Annotated in this window: 14 protein-coding genes; 3 read left to right on the top strand and 11 right to left on the bottom strand. The window is 65.4% G+C overall.

Features of this window, described 5'->3' with window-relative positions; genetic code table 11:
• The first annotated feature begins 8 nt into the window (after positions 1–8).
• Together RT131_RS12035 and RT131_RS12030 are read left to right on the top strand one after the other, a co-directional pair.
• Positions 9–1,598, top strand: coding sequence for a PQQ-binding-like beta-propeller repeat protein (locus RT131_RS12035; RefSeq protein ID WP_313173045.1), 1,590 nt, complete (start codon positions 9–11; stop codon positions 1,596–1,598).
• A gap of 49 nt (positions 1,599–1,647) precedes the next feature.
• On the top strand, positions 1,648–3,999 hold the full coding sequence (locus tag RT131_RS12030; protein ID WP_313173044.1) for a family 20 glycosylhydrolase: 2,352 nt from the start codon (positions 1,648–1,650) through the stop codon (positions 3,997–3,999).
• Positions 4,000–4,245: 246 nt separating this feature from the next.
• Here RT131_RS12030 and RT131_RS12025 read toward each other — a convergent pair whose 3' ends face one another.
• Both RT131_RS12025 and RT131_RS12020 read right to left on the bottom strand, forming a co-directional pair.
• The gene (locus RT131_RS12025; protein ID WP_313173043.1) at positions 4,246–4,641 is read right to left on the bottom strand and encodes a VanZ family protein; all 396 of its coding nucleotides are present in this window, start codon (positions 4,639–4,641) and stop codon (positions 4,246–4,248) included.
• Entirely contained in the window at positions 4,629–5,813 is a 1,185-nt protein-coding gene (locus RT131_RS12020) for an SAM-dependent methyltransferase (RefSeq protein WP_313173042.1), read from the bottom strand. Before RT131_RS12020 ends, RT131_RS12025 begins: the two co-directional genes overlap by 13 nt.
• A 54-nt stretch (positions 5,814–5,867) precedes the next feature.
• On the opposite strand from RT131_RS12020, the gene RT131_RS12015 reads away from it, so the two are divergent.
• Positions 5,868–6,605: a pteridine reductase gene (locus RT131_RS12015; RefSeq protein ID WP_303747474.1), complete on the top strand. Its 738-nt coding sequence runs from the start codon at positions 5,868–5,870 to the stop codon at positions 6,603–6,605.
• 204 nt (positions 6,606–6,809) lie between these two features.
• Here RT131_RS12015 and folK read toward each other — a convergent pair whose 3' ends face one another.
• From folK to lipA, 9 genes are all read right to left on the bottom strand, one after another.
• Positions 6,810–7,292: a 2-amino-4-hydroxy-6-hydroxymethyldihydropteridine diphosphokinase gene (folK, locus tag RT131_RS12010; protein ID WP_313173041.1), complete on the bottom strand. Its 483-nt coding sequence runs from the start codon at positions 7,290–7,292 to the stop codon at positions 6,810–6,812.
• A 109-nt stretch (positions 7,293–7,401) separates the two neighbouring features.
• On the bottom strand, positions 7,402–8,919 hold the full coding sequence (locus RT131_RS12005; RefSeq protein WP_313173040.1) for a response regulator: 1,518 nt from the start codon (positions 8,917–8,919) through the stop codon (positions 7,402–7,404).
• 6 nt (positions 8,920–8,925) lie between these two features.
• The gene (locus RT131_RS12000; protein ID WP_313173039.1) at positions 8,926–9,366 is read right to left on the bottom strand and encodes a response regulator; all 441 of its coding nucleotides are present in this window, start codon (positions 9,364–9,366) and stop codon (positions 8,926–8,928) included.
• Positions 9,363–11,180 (bottom strand): ATP-binding protein, encoded by a 1,818-nt coding sequence (locus RT131_RS11995; protein ID WP_313173038.1) that lies wholly within the window; start codon positions 11,178–11,180, stop codon positions 9,363–9,365. The genes RT131_RS12000 and RT131_RS11995 overlap by 4 nt, the downstream gene beginning before the upstream one ends.
• Positions 11,181–11,384: 204 nt before the next feature.
• Positions 11,385–12,299, bottom strand: coding sequence for a phosphogluconate dehydrogenase (NAD(+)-dependent, decarboxylating) (gene gnd, locus RT131_RS11990; RefSeq protein ID WP_313173037.1), 915 nt, complete (start codon positions 12,297–12,299; stop codon positions 11,385–11,387).
• Entirely contained in the window at positions 12,211–13,497 is a 1,287-nt protein-coding gene (locus RT131_RS11985; protein WP_313173136.1) for a hypothetical protein, read from the bottom strand. Before RT131_RS11985 ends, gnd begins: the two co-directional genes overlap by 89 nt.
• A 62-nt stretch (positions 13,498–13,559) precedes the next feature.
• Positions 13,560–14,108 carry a DUF2242 domain-containing protein gene (locus tag RT131_RS11980; RefSeq protein WP_313173036.1) on the bottom strand — a complete coding sequence of 183 codons (549 nt, stop codon included), beginning with the start codon at positions 14,106–14,108 and terminating at the stop codon, positions 13,560–13,562.
• 130 nt (positions 14,109–14,238) lie between these two features.
• Positions 14,239–16,410, bottom strand: coding sequence for a carboxy terminal-processing peptidase (locus RT131_RS11975; RefSeq protein WP_313173035.1), 2,172 nt, complete (start codon positions 16,408–16,410; stop codon positions 14,239–14,241).
• A 207-nt stretch (positions 16,411–16,617) separates the two neighbouring features.
• Positions 16,618–17,628 (bottom strand): lipoyl synthase, encoded by a 1,011-nt coding sequence (gene lipA / locus RT131_RS11970; protein WP_313173034.1) that lies wholly within the window; start codon positions 17,626–17,628, stop codon positions 16,618–16,620.
• Positions 17,629–17,632: the final 4 nt, after the last annotated feature.

The raw sequence follows: 17,632 nt of genomic DNA, 5'->3' as shown, positions 1-17,632 counted from the left end.
ATCACTGCATGGAACAGCCGAAAGCCAATACCCTTCATCGCCACCTTCCGCTGCTGGCGGTCCTGGCTTGCCTGCTGTTGCTGCCGGCACGCGCTGCAAGCGCTGCCGACGACCTCTCCGGCTACTGGCTCGGCGAGATCGGCAGCCCACGCGAGAAGGTCAGCATCGGGCTCAACCTGCAGGCCGACGCCAACGGCCGCTATGACATGCAACTTGATCTGCCCATCGCCCACCTGCGCTCACTGCCCCTGCACGGCAAGGCCGATCTCGACGACAGCAACACCCTGGTCCATCGCACCCTGCACATGGCGCTGCGGATGCAGGACAAGGAATTGACCGGCACCTTGCTGGGCAGCGGCGAACGCCTGCGCCTGCGCCGTGGCACGCCCGCCGCGCTTCCCAACGAATCCGCAGCAAACACAGCGCCCCAAGCCCTGCCAGGCCCGCGCTGGAAGGCCCACCTTGGTGGCCAGATTTTCGCCTCGCCGGTTGTCGCCGATGGCATTGCCTATATCGGCACCACCGCTGGCACTCTGTTTGCCATCGACCTTGCCGATGGCAGCCTGCGCTGGGGCAGCGCATTGGGCTACCCGGTCTATGCAAGCGCACAGGTCACCGACGATGCGGTCTTCATCAGCAGCGATGGTGGCTACCTGCATCGGCTTGACCGCAAGACCGGCCGCGAGCAGTGGCGCTCGTCGATCCAGGACGCGCGTAGCAGCCGCGAGCCCCCACAACCGCAATCGGCGGCCTGGGAATGGCAAGGCCCGCGCCCGCTGCTTGGCAACGGCCAGATCTATATCGGCGGCAGCGACGGCAGCGTGCAGGCGCTGGACATGCGCACCGGCGCCAGTCGTTGGAAGCGCCAGCTTGCTGGCCGTATCCAGCATGGACTGGCCAGCGACGGCACCCAGCTGTTCGCAATCACCGAGGCCGGCGTGGTGCAGGCCCTCAATGCACGTACCGGCACGCCGCTATGGCAGTACCGCCTGGCCGCACGCCCGGGCGCAGCACCGGTGGTGCATCGCGGCCGTGTGTTCTGCAACGACCGCAGCGGCGTGCTGCATGCAATCGATGCCAGCACCGGCAACCCGCTGTGGCTGACCCAGTTCTGGACCTCGTGGATCGAATCCGAGCCCTCCTTCGACGGCAACACGCTGTACATCGGCTCCTCGGACCTGCGCAAGGTGAGTGCCATCGATATCGTCAGTGGGCGTGTGCTGTGGCGCACCGATGTTGGTGGCTGGAGCTGGGGCACACCACTGGCGCTGGGCGATCATCTGCTGGTCGGCATGGCCGCTGGCCATCCCTATTTCCTTGAGCACGGCGCTGGCGTGGGCGTACTCGACCGACGCGATGGACGCCTGCTCGCCACCCATGCACTGCCCTCCGGGCGCGGCTTCCAGTGGGGCATCGCCGGCAACCTGGCCCATCATGCGAATGTGCTTGTTGCAGCCGATATCGAAGGCGTGCTGATGGGTTTTGCACTTGATGCGATGATCCAGTCGAGCACCGCAACCACCGCCCAGGTCTCTGTCGGGCCGCCCGTCTTGCCTTCCTCCCCCAGCGGATCGCAGCAACCGCAACATCAACTGTAAACGCAACAGCGGCTGTCAACGCGCCAGCCGTCAACAACGAGGAACCATGATGCACCGACACCGACTTTCCACCCATGCCCTGCACGCTGCGCTGCTGCTCGCCCTGGGCGCTGCCAGTGGCCATGCAGGTGCTGCCGCCAACAGTGCAAGCGTCCAACTGTTGCCGGTCGAAGTGACCGGCGCCAGCATCATCCCGCGCCCGGTATCGGTGTTGCCGGGCAACGGCCGCTTCTCCGTCGATGCATCCACCCGCGTCATCGCTGCCGAAGGCGCAGGCGAGGTCGCCAGCCAGTTCACCCAGCTGCTGGCACGCACCACGCCGTTGCAGCTCAAGGCGGACAGCAGTGGCCCGGCAAAGGGTGCCATCCAGTTCCGCATCCGCAAGGACAAGGCTGCGGCCTCGCCTGAGGCCTATGCACTGAGCATCAATGGCGACGGTGTGGTGATCGAGGCCGGCGACGCGCGCGGCCTGTTCTATGGCGCGATGTCGTTGTGGCAGCTGCTGGCAGCTGCGCCTTCGGCCAGCATCGCCCTGCCTGCGATGCAGGTCGAGGATGCACCGCGTTTCAACTGGCGCGGCTTCATGCTCGACTCGGCGCGGCACTTCCAGAGCATCGACGACATCAAGCTGATCCTTGATGCCATGGCCACGCACAAGCTCAACACCTTCCACTGGCATCTGACCGATGACCAGGGCTGGCGCATGGAGATCAAGCGCTACCCGAAGCTGACCGAAGTGGGCAGCTGCCGTGCTGCCGCGGGGGAAGCGGGCGTTGGTCCTGACGGCAAGCCGCACCTGTATTGCGGTTACTACACCCAGGAACAGATCCGTGATGTGGTCGCCTATGCCGCCGCACGTCATATCACCGTCGTTCCCGAAATCGACGTGCCGGGCCATGCACAGGCGGCCGTGGCGGCCTATCCGGAGCACGGCGTGGTCGACGGCCCGACCCAACCATCCGCCAATTGGGGCGTTAACCCCTATCTGTTCAACCCGCGCGAGGAGACGCTGCAGTTCCTGGAGAACATCCTGGCCGAAGTGCTGGAGATGTTCCCCGGCCAGTACATCCATATCGGCGGCGACGAGGCGGTGAAGTACCAGTGGCAGGATTCGCCGCAGGTGCAGGCCTATATCCGCGAGCTTGGCCTGAAGGACGAGGAAGCATTGCAGTCGCATATGCTCAAGCGGCTGGAAAAGTACCTGGAAGACCGCGACCGCAAGCTGATCGGCTGGGACGAGATCATCGAAGGCGGCCTGCCGCCGCAGGCCACGGTGATGTCCTGGCGCGGCATCGAAGGCGGCATCGAAGCGGCCACCCATGGCCACGACGTGGTGATGACCCCGGGCAACACCTTGTACCTGGATTTCCTGCAGACCAATCTGCCGGAAGAACCCACCGGCCGTCCGAAGTTCACCTCGATGCAGCGCGTCTACGCGTTCGACCCGGTGCCGGCCGAGCTGACCCCGGCGCAGCGCAAGCACGTGATCGGTGTGCAGGCCAACATGTGGACCGAACACACCCGCAACGGCAAGGACCTCAAGCACAACGTGTTCCCACGCCTGGCCGCGCTGTCCGAGATCGCCTGGACGCCGCTGCAGAACAAGAGCTACGACGACTTCCTCGCACGCCTGCCAGCGCAGTTGCAGCGCTACAAGGCATTGGGCATCGCCTATGGCCAGACCGCGCTGTCGGTGGCGATGAAGCGCCAGGATGATCGTGCAGCTGAAAAGGTGACGGTGGAACTGTCCAACCCGCTCAGCTACCGCGACATCCGTTACACCACCGACGGCAGCACGCCGACCGCGCAATCACCGGCCTATCCCGGCGCGCTGACCTTGCCGGTGCCGACCGTGCTGACCGCGTTGACCTTCTTCAACGGCAAGCCGGTCGCCGACAAGCCCAGCCAATGGAACTTCGATGCGCAGTCACTGCTGACCCGCACCGACAAGACCCTGGCGCAATGCCCGCAGGGCGGCCGTCTGCTGCTGCGTCTGGTCGATGACAACCCGCTGCACGGTGAGCGCGACAACTTCGACGTCACCATCTTCAACCCGTGCTGGCTGTGGGAAGACGCGCAGTTGCAGGACATCGCCTCGGTCAAGGTCCGCGCCGGCCGCATTCCCTACAACTTCGGTCTGCTGCGTCCGGAGGAAGCCAAGCGCGGCTTCCGCAAGCCGGTGAGCCAGCACGGCGAATTTGAAGTGCGTGCCGGCTGCGAGGGCCGCGTGCTGGCCACCGTGCCGCTGCCGCAGCAGCCGGGCAAGGATGGCTTCATTGAACTGGAAGCACCGCTGCAAGCCGGTGCCGAGCAGATCACCGACCTGTGCATGACCTTCAGCGGCGATACCCGTCCGCAGATGTGGGTGCTGGACCAGGTGCAGCTGCAGCCGAAGAAGTAAGGCCCGGGGAGAAATCGCCGGGAAGGCGCGGTGCGGTACGTGAGTCCTCTCCACCCACGTCCCGCACCGCACCGACTTTGCAAAATCACCGGCGCCATGACGGTGCCTGTGATGGCGCCAACGTAGCAGCCCAAGGGCCGCCTGCGTAAGTGCCATGACAGCGGAAATGGCTGATTTATCTAAAGAATTAAGTTGCAGCCGCAACCAGGCCCGGTTCTGACACCGCGCAGGCGGGACGCTATCGGCTCAACGCCCCTGCAGCCGCAGCAGTAAATCCCGCAGCGGCGTCAGCACAGTCAGCATGCCGATCAGTACACCACTGGTGTTGGCCAGGGCATCCATCGGATCGGCCATGCGCGTGGCGGTCAGCGCGCCCTGCGCCCACTCAATGCCAACGCCCATCGCCACCAATCCTGCGGCCACCCAGCACAGCGCGCGGCGGCTGCCGAACAGCTGCACCGCACTGGCGGACAGGATGAAGTAGGCCAGCAGGTGCTCGACCTTGTCGCTGTTCTGCGGCAGGTTCAGTTCGGGCGGCGGGATCAGGCACACCACGATCACCGCCAGCACCGCCGCACACCACAGGCCCAACCAGAACCCCTGCCGCCGCAGTGGCTTCAGCGTGGTGCTTACAGCCGCCACGTCAGGTCACCGAGCAGGAAGGCCGCCGACATGTCGACGTCACGGCTGAAGCCCATCACCTGGAAACGCTCGCCCATCTCGGTCGGCAAGGTCAGCCGCTTGAGCTGATCGCGCAGGCGCAGTTGACCGACTTCATCGGTGCGCGCTTCAGCCTGCAGCAGCAGATCGGTGATGCCATTGCCGAGCAGGAAGTTGGCCTGGTTGCTGTATCCGGCCAGGTCGAAACCGGCGTTGGTACCGGCTTCCGCCAGTGCGGTGAAGTCCACCGAGGCGGTGATGTCCTGCAGGCCCGGCCACAGGAACACGTCGTTGTGCACGCGGTGACGGTAGAACGCACGCATCGTGCCGTCATTACGCTCGCTCTGGTAGAACTCGCTGCGCGAATAGCCGTAGTCGACGAACAGCATCGCACCACGCTGCATGCCGCCGGCCACCGCCTGGATCCAGTACGGCAGCTGCGGCAGCACCTCGGAGCGGTAACCGTGCGCGAACGGCCGCTCCAGATAGCGCTCCACGTGCCGCACTGCGCCCAGCAGCAGCGGGTCCGCCGGTTGCGCACCGCGCACGAAGCGGCCTTCACCGTCGAGCTCCACGGTCTCTTCATAGATCTCGCCTTCGTCGGCGAGGAAACGCGGCGTCGGCAACGCATCGATCACCTCGTTGGCGAACAGTACGCCGTCCCAATCGTCATCGAACGGCCGGTCCAGCCACTCCACCAGTGCGAACACCGGCGGAATCAGTGCGCGCTCAAGGCGTTCGCGCTGGCGCTCGCGCAGGTCGGCGCTGGGTTCGAGGATGGCGTAGCGCTCGGGTAGCGCATCCAGTTCCAGCAGGCGCTTGAGCATGACTTCGGCAAACGCGCCACTGCCGCCGCCCAGTTCCAGCATGCGTGCCTGCGGGCCAAGCTGCTTCAGCACCGGCGCCACCGCGTTGGCGGTGGTGGCGGCAAACAGCGCGCCGATCTCCGGCGAGGTGACGAAGTCACCGGCGGCACCAAACTTGCTGGCACCGGCGCTGTAATAGCCCCAACCCGGCGCATACAGTGCCAACTCCATGAAGCGTGAAAACGGCACCGCACCGCCTTGGGCAAGAATTTCCGCACGCAGGTGCGCGGCCAGCTGCTCGCTGTGGGCAAGCGCGTCTGAATCGGGGATTGGCAGGTCGGAATGCATGATGCGGCGGTTTGCGAGGACAATGCACAGGATAGCTGAGTAAGGAAATCCCAGATGACAGAATCCCAACGGGTGGCCCTGGTCACCGGCAGCGCGCGCCGCATCGGCGCCGGCATTGCCCGTCACCTGCACGCCCATGGCTACCGCATCGCCCTGCATGCGCACCAGTCCAGCGAGGAGCTGCAATCACTGGCCTTCGACCTGGAGAGCGAGCGGGCGGGCAGCGTGTTGGCGCTGGAGGCCGATCTGCGCGACGTGGCCGCCCTGCCCGACCTGGTGGAACAGGCGGTCAGCCACTTCGGCCGGCTGGATGCGCTGGTCAACAATGCCTCCAACTTCTTCCCTACCCCGTTCGGGCAGGTCCAGCCGGAGCAATGGGATGAATTGTTCGCGGTGAATACGCGCGCACCGTTCTTCCTGGCGCAGGCCGCCGCCCCGCACCTGATCAAGCAGCGCGGCGCCATCGTCAACCTGACCGACCTGCACGCCACCCAGCCGCTGCGCGAGCACCCGGCCTACAGTTCGGCCAAGGCCGCGCTGGAGATGGTGACCCGCTCGCTGGCGCTGGAGCTGGCGCCACATGTACGGGTCAACGCGATTGCCCCCGGCGCCATCCTCTGGCCCGAACAGGGCAAGAGCGAGGCGGCCAAGCAGAAGCTGATGGAGCGCACTCCCCTGGACCGCCTCGGCACCCCGCACGAGATCGCCTCGGCGGTGCGCTGGCTGCTGGACGACGCCGGCTACATCACCGGCCAGACCCTGCGCCTGGACGGCGGCCGCCTGCTGACTTAGTGCCGCACCTGTAGTGCCGAGCCATGCTCGGCAGGGGGCTTTACCAGCGAAAGGCTGCCCTCACCCCAGCCCCTCTCCCGCAAGCGGGAGAGGGGCTCAAGAGCCCTTGGCCGCCCAAGACTCCCGTAGTGCCGAGCCATGCTCGGCAAGGGGCTTTACCGGTAACACCTATGCCGAGCATGGCTCGGCACTACAGGTACAGCGTTACAGCTCCACCGTATCGAACGCCTGCCCATGCTGCGGGTGCTGTTGCCACATCTGCTGCAGGCTCAGCCCGCGCACCGGGTCGATGAAATCCGGGGCGATGTCGGCCAGCGGCTTGAGTACGAACGCGTGCTTCAACTCCGGGCGAGGAATGCGCAGATGCCCCGGGCCTTCCACCACCAGGTCGCCGTAATAGACCACATCGATATCCAGGGTCCGGTCACTGAAACGCGGTCCGGAACGATCGCGGCCGTGCGCGTCCTCCACCGCGTGCAACCAATGATCCAACTCGCCCAGCGGCAGGTCGGTGTCCAGCATCACTGCGTTGTTGAGGAAGTCGGGTCCGTCGAATCCCACGGCCGGGGTGCGGTAGGCCGGGGAGACGCTGATCGCGCCAAAACGTTCGCGCAATACGGCAACAGCCGCTTGCAGGTAGTGCTGCGGTTGCAGGTTGCTGCCCAGGCTGAGGAGCACGGTGGTCATGAGTTGGTTTGCCTGCAGGCCCGCACGCGCCACGATGGACGAGCTTGAGCACCGCATCGTAGGGAGGGGGCGCACATGATAGGCCAGCCATCGCCAGCCCGCATATGCTTCAGCCCACGCCCAGTGCGTCCGCTACCGCACGGAACACCCGCTGCATCTCCAAGGGCTTGGGCAGCACATGCACGCTGAGACCCGAAGGCGCCTGGCCATCGGCGAACGCCGGCGCGTTGGCATCCTCCAGCACGATCGCCGGGCCGCGATAACCCATCGCCTGCATCTCCGCCAGCAGTTGTCCGGCCGACAACAACGGAATGCCGCTGTCCACCAGCACCACGTCCGGCAGGCCAGCCTCCTGAAGATGCCGCATCGCCACCGCGCCATCGCTGGCCAGACGCATGCGATAACCCTGGCTGGACAGCGCATTGCCCAGCAGCGACAGACGTGTGGCCTCGTCATCCACCACCAGCAGGCGCTCACCATGGCCGACCCGGGTTCGTTCCAGTGGTTCGGCATCTTCGCTGGCGGTGCTTTCGCACATCGGCAACAGCAGTTCGAAGGTCGTGCCTTCGCCAAGCTGACTCTGCACCTGGATCTGACCGCCTATGCTCTCGACGATGCGATGGCAGGACACCAGCCCCAAGCCGGTACCATCCGTCTTGGTAGTGAAGAAAGGCGTGAACAGGCGTTGCACCGTCGCTGCATCCATGCCGATGCCATCATCACTGACACGGATGCGCACCCTGTCGCTTTCGCCAGCCACACGCTCGGCGACCAGCCTCAGGCTGCCGCCGTCGGGCATGGCCTGGATGGCATTGAGCGCAAGATTCAGCAGTACCTGCTGCAGCTCGGTGTAATTGGCTTCAACCGCCATGCGGTCGTCTGAGACTTCAAGGTGCAGCTCGGCATTGCGCGGCAGGCTGCTCTTCAGCAGCATGCCCACCGCCTGGAACAGGCGCTGCAGTACGATCCGTTCGCTGGGCTGGCGTGAGCCGCGCACGAAGGACAGCATCGACTCGACCATCTCGTGGCCACGGCGCCCGCATTCGGCAATGACATCGGCCAGGCGGACGACCTTGGGATCATCGCTGCGGTCGCGGATCAGGTCGGGGATGATCAGCAGCGGTTGCAGGATGTTGCGCAGGTCGTGGCTGAGCCCCGCAGCGAGCAGGGCCAGGCTCTCCAGCCGTTGCGCACGCATCAACTCATCTTCCACCCGCAGCCGTTCCAGCTCACTGCGGGTCTCGCGCACCAGACGCGCCACCGCCGAGGGCAGCCGCGCCGGCTGGTGCTTGATGATGTAGTCATTGGCGCCATGCTGCAGCGCCTCCACCGCGGTTTCCTCACCCATCGTGCCGGAGACGAAGATGAAAGGTGCCCGGGGGTGCAACTCACGCAGGATCTGCAATGCCTGGTAGCCGGAGAAGCCCGGCATGCTCAGGTCGGACAGCACGACATCCGGTACGCCATCCGCCAAGGCAGCGCGCATTGCCGGCTCGTTGTCGACACGCTCGAACTCCAGCTCCAGGCCAGCCTCGAGCAACTGGTCGATGACCAGTTCGGCATCCTCCGGCGAATCCTCCACCAGCAGGATCCGCAGCAGCCCCAATGGCGCTCCCTTGTTCGGCATCTGTGTTTACTCGTGCTCCGGTGCCTGGTTGATCACCGCCCAGAAGGTGCCGATGGTACGCACCGCCTGGAAGAACTGGTCGACATCCACCGGCTTCACCACGTAGGCGTTGACCCCCATATCCCAGCTGCGGGCCAGGTCGCTTTCTTCGCGCGAAGAAGACAGGATCACCACCGGCAGGCGCTTGAGTTCCTCGTCTGCGCGGATCAGCCGCAGCACCTCCAGTCCATCCATGCGCGGCATCTTGATATCCAGCAGCAACACGGCCGGCAAGCCCTCCTCGCGCTGGGCGAAGGCGCCGCGCCGGAGCAGGAAGTCCATGGCCTCGACCCCGTCCTCGACATGCACGATGGGGTTGGCCAGGGAGGCATCGCGCAGCGCGTCGATCGCCATTTCGGCGTCGGCTTGGCTGTCTTCGGCAATCAGGATGGTACGCAGGGGACTCATTCCACGGTGTCCTTGTTGGATGTTTCGGTTGCCTGGGGAAGAACGAAGGTGAAGGTGGCGCCTTTATCGACCTGTGCGTCGGCCCAGATGCGGCCGCCGTGACGGGTCAATACCCGGCGTACGCTGGCCAGGCCAATGCCGGTGCCGGGGTACTCCGAGGCCTTGTGCAGGCGCTGGAACACACCGAACAACTTGGAAGCGTATTGCATGTCAAAACCGGCGCCATTGTCGGTGATGCTGAACTGGTGGCTGCCATCCGGCAGCTGCCTGGCGCTGACTTCGATCACCGCCTTGTCGCGACCGGCGGTGTACTTGACGGCGTTGCCGAGCAGGTTCAACCAGACCTGGCGCAGCATGTTCTCATCGCCGACCAACACCGGCAGCCTGCCGATCTGCCACTCCACCTCGCGTAGCTTGCCGTCCGCCCCGGCTTCGTTCTTCAGGTTGGAATCGAGCAGCGCGCGGGTATCGGCCACCAACGACTGCATGTCCACGCGCTGCAGGCGCATCGCTCCGCGGCCCAGCCGCGAATAGACCAGCAGATCATCGATCAAGGCCGCCATCAGCTGCGCCGAACTGCTGATCACCTCGAGGTAGTGCTGGGTCTTGCTGTCTATCGTCTCGCCCAGATGACGTGCCAGCTTGTCGGAGAAGCCGGCTACATGCCGCAGCGGCGCACGCAGGTCATGCGACACGGAGTAACTGAACGCTTCCAGCTCACGGTTGACGTCGGCCATCTGCTCTACTTTGCCTTCGAGCTGGCGGTTCAGCTCCTCCACGTGCTGCTGCACCGCACGCTGCACGGTGACATCACTGATCGTCATCAACACCACGTCATCTTCAGCGTCCGGCAAGGCCATGCGCCGTGCGTTGATCAACATCGTCCGTTGCATGCCATCCACGCTGCGTTGCTGGTGTTCGAAATCCCACAGCTCGCGCCCACGCAGCAGCACATCGGCCAGACGCTGGCGGACCAGCGGGTCTTCCCACGCACCCTCGCCTATGTCCTGCAGCTGACGCAGACTGATATCGGCGTCGTCGACGCCGTACAGCTCGGTGAATGCGGCGTTGTGCAGTACCACCCGCAGCTTGTCGTCGAGCAGCACGATGGGTTCACGCACGGTCTGCAGCACTGCGCTTGCGCGGGCACTGGCCTTGCTGAGGCGAAGCTCGACATCGGCACGGCCACCGATCTGCCGCTGCAACAGCCACAGCACCAGCCCCAACAGCAGCAACTGCACCGCCAGTGCGGTCCAGGTCACCATCGACGCAAGCTGTTGCTGGTCCCTCGCCTTGGCTGCGCGCTGCACCAGCAGCGCGTCCTCGTGATCCTGCAGCTCCTGCACCAGTTGCCGGATCGGGTATTGGAAAGTCATTTCCTCGATCAGCTCACGCTGTCGGGGTGAATCGGTGCTGGCGGCGATTTCCCTGGCCAGCGCCATGCGCCGCTCCAGCATCGAGTCCATCTTGCCGATGCGCACCAGCTGTTCCGGGCTGTCGCTGACAAGTTGCGCCAGTTCGGTCAGGTTGACGCCGATGCGGTCGGCTGTCTGCAGGCGCTCCTGCAGTGCCGGCGAATCGATGCCCTTGGACAAGGTCAGCGCCGCCGATTCGACGTCACGGATATCCGCCTGCAGGTTGTACAGGCGCGCGCCCACCGCCTGGGTATGCACGACCCAGTTGGACGCATTCACGCTGTCGGCCGCCAGCCGTTGCAGGGTCAAGGCCGGCACCACGATGATCAACAACGCGGCCAGCCCCAACCCGAACAGGCGCCAGCGGCTCCAGCCATCATCGGTCAATCGTGTTGCCATTCCTTCCCCTGCGTGCTGACGGACCGGCGCGTGTCGCGACGGCCCGGGGTTCATCGACGGTGTCGATCCGGAATCAGTCGATGGCAGCGTGACCAGCACGACAGCATCGCTGACTGTCGGCCAAGGATTGCACGAATAGGTGTACCCGTGCACTCCCCTGCAGCCGGACCTGCAGATACCGCCAGGCACACAAGCGGAAAAGCCTCAGCCAGCCTCGCCTGCGGGCTTGATCGCGTGCCCACCGAACTCGTTGCGCATCGCCGCCAGCATGCGGTCGCTGAACGAATTTTCCTGACGCGAGCGCAGCCGTTCCAGCAGCGACAAGGTAATCACCGGCGCAGGCACATCCAGATCGATGGCCTCGGCCACGGTCCAGCGGCCTTCGCCGGAGTCCTCCACATACGGCGCGATCCCGTCCAGCGCCGGATTGGCCTGCAGCGCGTTCGCACTGAGGTCCAGCAGCCAGGAACGCACCACGCTGCCATGTCGCCAGACTTCGGCCAGCTGGGCCAGGTCCAGCCCGAACTCGGCCTTCTTCTCCATCAACGCAAAGCCTTCGGCGTAGGCCTGCATCATTCCGTACTCGATGCCGTTGTGGACCATCTTGCTGAAGTGTCCGGCCCCGACCGGCCCCACATGGGCCCAGCCGCGGTCTGCGGCCGGCGCCAGCGCCTTGAACACGGGCGACAGGCGCGCCACCGCCTCGGCCTCACCGCCGACCATCAGGCAATAACCTTCCTGCAGTCCCCATACACCGCCGCTGGTGCCGCAATCCACGAACGCGACCCCGGCCTCGGCGCTGCGGGCGGCACGTTGCAGGGACGCCTTGTACCAGGAGTTGCCGCCGTCGATCACCACGTCGCCGGCCGACAACAGCGGCAACAACACATCGAGCGTGGCATCCACCGCCTTGGACGGCACCATCAACCACAAGGCGCGTGGCGCCGGCAGCGCCTGCACCAGCGCCTGCAGGCCATCCACGGTAGCGATACCGTGCCCGGCCACCTGCGCACGCGCCTGCTCACCGGGATCAAAGCCGGTGACCGCAATCCCCGCACGCTGCAGACGCTGCGCCATGTTGGCGCCCATGCGGCCCAGACCGATCATTCCCAATTCCATGCTGAAGCTCCTCCGACGGTAGTGGATATCCTGCTGCGCAGGCCCGCAGACGGGCCTGCAGCCAGCGTTGGTAGATGGTGGTGTGCAGATTGTGCAGCACCAGTTCGATGACAAACGGCGTACGCGGGTTGCGGTCCAGCAAACGCGCCACGTGATATCCAAGTGGGCGCACGCCCTGGCGGTGCACGTACAGCATCAGCTCGCGGTACACCGGGTCGGCCAGTACGGCATCCATCTGCGCCAGCACATCCTGCTGTGCCTCCGGCAGCGCCGCGCGCAAGGGGCCGTCACGCTCGTACAGCAGCCGCTCGAAGCGCCGCCAGCCGCTGCCTGGCAACTGCTGGGCCAGCTCCCACAACCGTTTGTTGAGTGCATCGTAATGGACGAAGCCGCCATGCCGCGCCAAGGCCCCGGCGGCCGCGGCACTGACATCGGTGATGACGAAATTCTCGGCCTGGTTGTTGATGTCATCCAGATAGGTGGCATCGAAAGCATGCACGATATAGCCCGGCGCACCCATGAACGCCTGCCGGCCCAACGCGGAGGTGCGCACCGCCTTGCCGTCACCGAACAATTCACCTGCGCTGCTGCCCAGCAGGATGCTCTGGGTGTCATGCAGGCTCAGGAAGGTGCCGATCGACAGTTCGCCGGAACTGAACGCAGTATCGAAGGCGGCATCACCGAACAACTCGCGCAGCGTCGCCAGCTGCGCCACCTGCCGCCCCACCCCGCACTCGGAACGTACCCGGCCGGAATAGAACGCCTCCAGCGCCACGGAATTGCGGGCCTGCGGCGCGTAGCCGCGACCAAAACTGCGAAAGCGTTGCCAACCCTGTGCACGCGCACCGCGTGCGCCAAACCCGATCCAGCCCAGTTGCAGCGCCGTGAAGCGATAACCCGGGTTGTCCTGCAAGCGCGAACTGGCGGTGCGCGCCGCATCCCCCAGCTGGAAGGCGTAGGCGCAGATGCTCGCCTGCTGCTGCAATACCTGCTCGGCCAGCTGTTCACGTTGTGCGGCGCTGTAGCCGCTCGGCACCTGCAAGCGCAGATCACCCTGCGCCTGCGCGTCGGCCAGCGAAGCGCGCCGGCATGGATCACCGCCGTTGATCTGAGGCGTGGGCCTCCCGCTCGCCTCAAGCTGCCAACCCAACTGCTCCAGCAACGCCATATGGCAGCCCGCCTCAGCCAACAACGGCATCGCCAGCGCGCACAGCAACAAGGTCCATCGGCCAGCCCGCTGCTTCGCGCGCCAGCCGAACCTCATCGTGCCGGTTCCGTCGGAACAGGCTGTGCCGCCTGCTCCACGTAGTACTGCAGGCGGCCGAAGAAATTGCGGTAGAACTGCGCGTCCTGCACGGTGCTGCTGGCAACCCGCACCAGCGAGTCGTCGTTGCTGCCAAACGGCAACGACACCGAGCCCAGCGCGCCGACGCCGACGCTGGCCGAAGTCGGCGATTTCTTCAACGCGTACCGGTCCTGCACCGCGCTGACGAACACCTGCGCCTTGTCCACGCCCTGCGCCGCGCAGGACACCCGCAGCACCAGTTGCTCATGCACCTCGTCCTTGGGCTGGAAGTTCTTGTTGCCTTCCACATTGCTCGCGTCGGCATGGGTGATCGCATAGCCCTGGCCCAGCAGCGCGCGTCGCGCGGCCTCGCAGGCCTGCGCCGGTGCAGCATCGACGCTGCGCGTATAGGTATCGCCCGAATCGAAGGATTCGCGCAGCAAGGTGCTGTTGACGGCTTTGTTTCCGCAGGCGGTGAGCAGCACGCTCACAGCGGCCAGCGCATGCAGCAGATGTCGGCGCATGGGCACCTCCACAGTCAGCGTAGATCCACAGCATAACGCCGCCAACGTAGCGCTACGTTGACGGCGTTGAATGCGTGCGCAAGCCATTGTCGCTGCGCTCAGCCAGGCTATGCGCAGCGTTTTGCTGCGTTCAGTCGGCCCAGCGGCCCGGGCCGGTGGACTGCGGCAGCACCTGCGCCGACAGCGGGCGGTCCTTCTCCAGCAGGTTCACGGCATCGGCCAGGATCGAGGCCGACTCCTTCAACAGCGGATCAGGGCGCTTTTCGGCGGCCTTCTCACGCGCCGCATCCTTGACGATGTCACGCTCGTTGCCGGTCAGGCCGTCGTCATTGCTGTCCTCGGCCAACGGATCCAGCGGCAGGCCAAGGTCCTTGCGGATCTGCTGGCGCTGCTTGCGCTGCGCTTCCTGCTTGTCGCGTTCGGCGCGGCGTTCTGCCTCGTTGAGCGAGACGTACTTCTTGGCGGCCTCGGTGCGGAACTGCTGCACGTCCTCTTCCCACCACTGGAACTCGCGGTCGGCGCGGATGCGGGTGTCGTGCTGGGTTTCCAGGCGCGGCACGATCGGAGCGAAGTTACCGTACTGGGTATGCGGCACGGCAGCGATGCGGGTCCACGGCAGCGCGTTGTCGTAGGTGCTTTCACCAAACTCGCTGGCATCGACGCTGGCCGGGAAGGCCAGGTCCGGCACCACGCCCTTGTGCTGGGTGCTGGAGCCGCTGACGCGGAAGAACTGGGCGATGGTCAGCTTGACCTGACCAAAGCGTTCCTTCTCGCTGGCCGGCCAACGGTCCAGCGGCACCACGTTCTGCACGGTGCCCTTGCCGAAGGTGGTTTCACCGATCACCAGTCCACGACCGTAGTCCTGGATGGCACCGGCAAAAATCTCCGAGGCCGAGGCCGAGCCACGGTTGATCAGCACCGCCAGCGGGCCGTCCCAGGCCACGGCCGGGTTGCGGTCGTTGTTGACGGTGACGCGGCCGCCGGATTCACGCACCTGCACCACCGGACCCTGCTCGATGAACAGACCGGTCAACTCGATGGCTTCGTCCAGCGAACCACCGCCGTTGTTGCGCAGGTCCAGCACCACGCCGTCCAGCTTGTCGGCCTTGAAACCGGCCAGCAGCTTGGCGACGTCGCGGGTAGCGGAGGCATAGTCGGCGGCATTGCGGCGACGGCCTTCGAAGTCCTGGTAGAAGGTCGGCAGCTTGACCACACCGATGCGGCGCTCCTGCTGGCCGGCAGTGCCCGGAATGGTCATGGTCTCGCCCTTGGCGGCCTGCTCGGACAGACGGATCTTCTGCCGGGTCAGGGTCAGCATGCGGTGCTTGCCGTCCACACCCTCGGCGGCCGGGATGTATTCCAGGCGCACCTGGGTATCCTTGGCACCGCGGATCTTGCCGACCACATCGTCAATGCGCCAGCCGATCACGTCTTCGATCGGGCCGGAACGGCCCTGGCCGACACCGACGATGCGGTCACCGGCCTTGAGCGTGCCGTCCATCGCCACCGGACCACCCGGCACCACCTCACGGATCACCACCATGTCGTCCTGGCGCTGCAGCTGGGCACCAATGCCCTCCAGCGACAGCGACATGGCCTGGTTGAAGTTCTCGGCCGTGCGCGGGGTGAAATAGTCGGTGTGCGGGTCGACGGCGCTGGTGTAGGCGTTCATGTAGAACGAGAACACGTCATCGCCCTTGAGCTCATTGATGGTCTTGAGCAGGGTGTCGTAACGCTTGTCCAGGGTCTTGCGGATGTCAGCGGCCGGCTTGCCGGCCAGCTTCAGCCGCAGCCAGTCGTTCTTGACCGACTTGCGCCACAGCTCGTCCAACTCGGCGTTGGTTGCCCACGGCACGTCCTTGCGGTCGTAGTTGAAGCGCTCTTCAACAGTGAAATCAGGCTCCTGCCGCAGCAGGCGACGGGCATAGGCCACGCGCTCGCCCACCCGCTGGCGGTACACCGCGAACACCTGGTAGGCCGGATCCAGCTCGCCGGAACGGATGGCGTCACCGGTCCGAGCCGCCAACGGCGCGAAGCGATCCACGTCCTCCTTGGTGAAGAACTGCTTGCCGCTGTCCAAGGACTCCAGGTAACGCTTGAACACGTCCTGCGAGGTCGCCGCATCCAGCTGGCGCGGGCGGTAGGCGTAACGGCTGTCCGACAACAAGCCGTAGACCAGCTTGGAGGTGGTGGCCTGGTCGATGGTCGCTGCCGAGGGCAAGGCCGTATCGGCGCGCGCCAGCAAGGCGGCGGGAGCGGTCAGCGCGAGGGCCAGCAGGAAAACGGGAACTCGGTAGTTCATCAAAATACTCGTGGCACCGAATGTTGTGGGGAGACTGCGGGCAAGTTCGACACGCCGACAGTGCCGAAAGTTTCGGCACTTGTCACCTTGCTTGGCTCCAGAGTAGCTGCCGCCCCGTAGCAGTTTGTGAATCGCTGCCGTGGCACCACTCGAATCGACGCGATCCCGGCTGCGGCAACGGGCCGCAGCGGGATGCGGGGGACTGGTTCAGACAGCGACGCCGGCACCGGCCGCCTGCTGGTCGGCATGGTAGGACGAACGCACCATCGGGCCGGAGGCAACATGGGTGAAGCCCAGTTCGTAGCCGTAATCCTCGAACGCCTTGTACTCCTCCGGCGTCCAGTAACGCAGCACCGGGTGGTGGTGGGCAGTCGGCTGCAGGTACTGGCCGATGGTCACCATTTCCACCTCGTGCGCGCGCAGGTCACGCAGGGTGGCCTGCACCTGCTCGAAGGTTTCGCCCAGGCCGAGCATGATGCCGGACTTGGTCGGCACGTTCGGATGCTGTGCCTTGAAGTTCTTCAGCAGGGTCAGCGACCACTGGTAATCCGCGCCCGGGCGTACGTTGCGGTACAGGTCCGGCACGGTTTCGATGTTGTGGTTGAACACGTCCGGCGGGTTCTGCGCGAGGATTTCCAGCGCGCGCTCCATGCGGCCCTTGCCACGGAAGTCCGGGGTCAGCACCTCGATGCGGGTGCCCGGCGACTTCTCGCGGATGGCAGTGATGCAGTCGACGAAGTGCTGGGCACCGCCGTCGCGCAGGTCATCACGGTCGACGCTGGTCACCACCACGTATTTCAGGCCCATGTCGGCCACGGTCTGTCCCAGGCTGGCGGGCTCATTGGCGTCCGGCGGCTTGGGCCGGCCGTGGGCCACGTCGCAGAACGAGCAGCGGCGGGTGCAGACCTCGCCCAGGATCATGAAGGTGGCGGTGCCATGGCCGAAGCATTCGTGGATGTTCGGGCAGCTGGCTTCCTCGCACACCGTCACCAGACGGTTCTCGCGCAGCTTGGCCTTGAGGTTGGCCACGGCATTGCCCGAGGGAATGCGCACGCGGATCCAGGAAGGCTTGCGCAGCATCGGCGCGTCGGCGAACTGCACCGGCGAGCGGTTGATCTTGTCGCCGCCAAGCTGTTTGACACCGGCCTGCAACGGCGCGGACGGGATGTCGCCCTGCACGACCTGCAGGGGAATGGAGCGCGTGGTGGATTCAGTCATGGCG

Origin of the sequence: Stenotrophomonas sp. (genome assembly GCF_032066555.1) — a bacterium.
GTDB lineage: Bacteria > Pseudomonadota > Gammaproteobacteria > Xanthomonadales > Xanthomonadaceae > Stenotrophomonas.
Note: the sequence above shows the minus strand (reverse complement) of the source record. Positions and strands in the feature narration are given on the sequence as shown.

Excerpts from the sequence above, each read along its gene's own strand:
- lipA (WP_313173034.1), bottom strand. The coding sequence starts at position 17,628 with ATGACTGAATCCACCACGCGCTCCATTCCCCTGCAGGTCGTGCAGGGC.
- RT131_RS12005 (WP_313173040.1), bottom strand. The coding sequence starts at position 8,919 with ATGCCGAACAAGGGAGCGCCATTGGGGCTGCTGCGGATCCTGCTGGTG.
- gnd (WP_313173037.1), bottom strand. The coding sequence starts at position 12,299 with ATGGAATTGGGAATGATCGGTCTGGGCCGCATGGGCGCCAACATGGCG.
- folK (WP_313173041.1), bottom strand. The coding sequence starts at position 7,292 with ATGACCACCGTGCTCCTCAGCCTGGGCAGCAACCTGCAACCGCAGCAC.
- RT131_RS11975 (WP_313173035.1), bottom strand. The coding sequence starts at position 16,410 with ATGAACTACCGAGTTCCCGTTTTCCTGCTGGCCCTCGCGCTGACCGCT.
- RT131_RS12030 (WP_313173044.1), top strand. The coding sequence starts at position 1,648 with ATGCACCGACACCGACTTTCCACCCATGCCCTGCACGCTGCGCTGCTG.
- RT131_RS11995 (WP_313173038.1), bottom strand. The coding sequence starts at position 11,180 with ATGGCAACACGATTGACCGATGATGGCTGGAGCCGCTGGCGCCTGTTC.
- RT131_RS12035 (WP_313173045.1), top strand. The coding sequence starts at position 9 with ATGGAACAGCCGAAAGCCAATACCCTTCATCGCCACCTTCCGCTGCTG.
- RT131_RS12020 (WP_313173042.1), bottom strand. The coding sequence starts at position 5,813 with ATGCATTCCGACCTGCCAATCCCCGATTCAGACGCGCTTGCCCACAGC.
- RT131_RS11985 (WP_313173136.1), bottom strand. The coding sequence starts at position 13,497 with ATGCCGTTGTTGGCTGAGGCGGGCTGCCATATGGCGTTGCTGGAGCAG.
- RT131_RS11980 (WP_313173036.1), bottom strand. The coding sequence starts at position 14,108 with ATGCGCCGACATCTGCTGCATGCGCTGGCCGCTGTGAGCGTGCTGCTC.
- RT131_RS12000 (WP_313173039.1), bottom strand. The coding sequence starts at position 9,366 with ATGAGTCCCCTGCGTACCATCCTGATTGCCGAAGACAGCCAAGCCGAC.
- RT131_RS12015 (WP_303747474.1), top strand. The coding sequence starts at position 5,868 with ATGACAGAATCCCAACGGGTGGCCCTGGTCACCGGCAGCGCGCGCCGC.